The organism is Mesorhizobium sp. BR1-1-13 (assembly GCF_020165515.1).
Classification (GTDB): domain Bacteria; phylum Pseudomonadota; class Alphaproteobacteria; order Rhizobiales; family Rhizobiaceae; genus Mesorhizobium.
In genome coordinates, this window is record NZ_JAIUIH010000030.1 from 1 (window position 1) to 1434 (window position 1434).

Genomic DNA, 1434 nt, shown 5'->3' on the forward strand with positions numbered 1-1434 from the left:
GGAGGCAGGCGACCACGGTAGGGTCAGCGACTGGGGTGAAGTCGTAACAAGGTAGCCGTAGGGGAACCTGCGGCTGGATCACCTCCTTTCTAAGGAAGAACTCTAATGGAAACGCTTTATCGCTCGTCTTCGGACGAGAGCTGATGAGCCTCTGCCTTTCAGTTCTCTTGGAACAAGACGGAAGAGAGTCACTCTTACCGTCGCGCATACCTTAAGCGGGTCTGCCGCCTTCGTTTCTCTTTCTTCAGCGAATGACTTTGGATCAGCGCTCGCGCGCCGCACGCACCCTTCGGGTGCTGGCGCTCCGCGAGGGCGCGGCACGAGCCGCGACGGCCACCTGCTAGTCAGATTTGGCGGCCTTGCGAGGCTTTGCCTCGATGTCACCAGCTCGTTACCGGCAGAGCGCGGTCTTTAGGGCTTGTAGCTCAGTTGGTTAGAGCGCGCGCTTGATAAGCGTGAGGTCGGAGGTTCAAGTCCTCCCAGGCCCACCAGTTCGCAGTCCGCAAGGATTGTCGGAATCTCCTCTGCATCAGTTCGAAGGGGTAATAAGGGGCCGTAGCTCAGCTGGGAGAGCGCCTGCTTTGCAAGCAGGATGTCGTCGGTTCGATCCCGTCCGGCTCCACCACTCGGGCAATCCGCAAGGATTGTCGCGGTTCGCGACGATCCCCAGGGATCGCGCGGAGGTGTCGAGTAGAGATGGTGAGAAAAAGTCATTCGTAAAAAGAGTTTGCGGCAAGCGTCTTGGCTTTCCGCCTGTTCTGTTTGACATCGTAAAGAGAAGATTTGTTCGAACTTCATGAGCCGCAAGGGTCACGATTTGTCGCGGGAGACGCTCAATCTCCCGCATATGATGGGTTTGCCTAACCGCGCCCTCGAACCGATCTCGAGAAGCTGGTCTTTTTGTGCCAATGACATCAAGCCGGGTCCTGCACAGGATTTGGCTGACGCGACGATCTCTTCGAGATCGCGTGGACGCTAATCCCGCAAGGGTTTGGCTGAAGCGACGATTTCTTCGAAATCGCGCGGGTGGGTATTGGCAATGAGAACGATCAAGTGTCTTAAGGGCAATTGGTGGATGCCTTGGCATGCACAGGCGATGAAGGACGTGATACGCTGCGATAAGCTACGGGGAGGTGCGAATACCCTTTGATCCGTAGATTTCCGAATGGGGAAACCCACCTAAGGTGCTTGGAAAATCAGAGCAGCATGAGCGACAATCTCTTCGAGATTGCGCTGGTGCTGCTGTGGTTTCCAAGGATCTGTTATAGGTAACTTATCCTGAATACATAGGGATAAAGTGGCGAACGCGGGGAACTGAAACATCTAAGTACCCGTAGGAAAGGACATCAACCGAGACTCCGGAAGTAGTGGCGAGCGAACCCGGACCAGGCCAGTGGCGATTGAGAGACAAGCGGAACCTTCTGGAAAGTAGGG

The 1434-nt window shown here is 55.6% G+C and carries 2 tRNA genes and 2 rRNA genes; all 4 read left to right on the forward strand.

Features of this window, described 5'->3' with window-relative positions:
• Window positions 1-89: ribosomal RNA gene (locus LB533_RS29770) — 16S ribosomal RNA — on the forward strand; the annotation flags it as partial.
• A gap of 325 nt (window positions 90-414) precedes the next feature.
• Window positions 415-491 (forward strand) — tRNA-Ile (locus LB533_RS29775).
• A 58-nt stretch (window positions 492-549) separates the two neighbouring features.
• Window positions 550-625, forward strand: a tRNA-Ala gene (locus LB533_RS29780).
• A gap of 422 nt (window positions 626-1047) precedes the next feature.
• Window positions 1048-1434, forward strand: a 23S ribosomal RNA gene (locus LB533_RS29785); the annotation flags it as partial.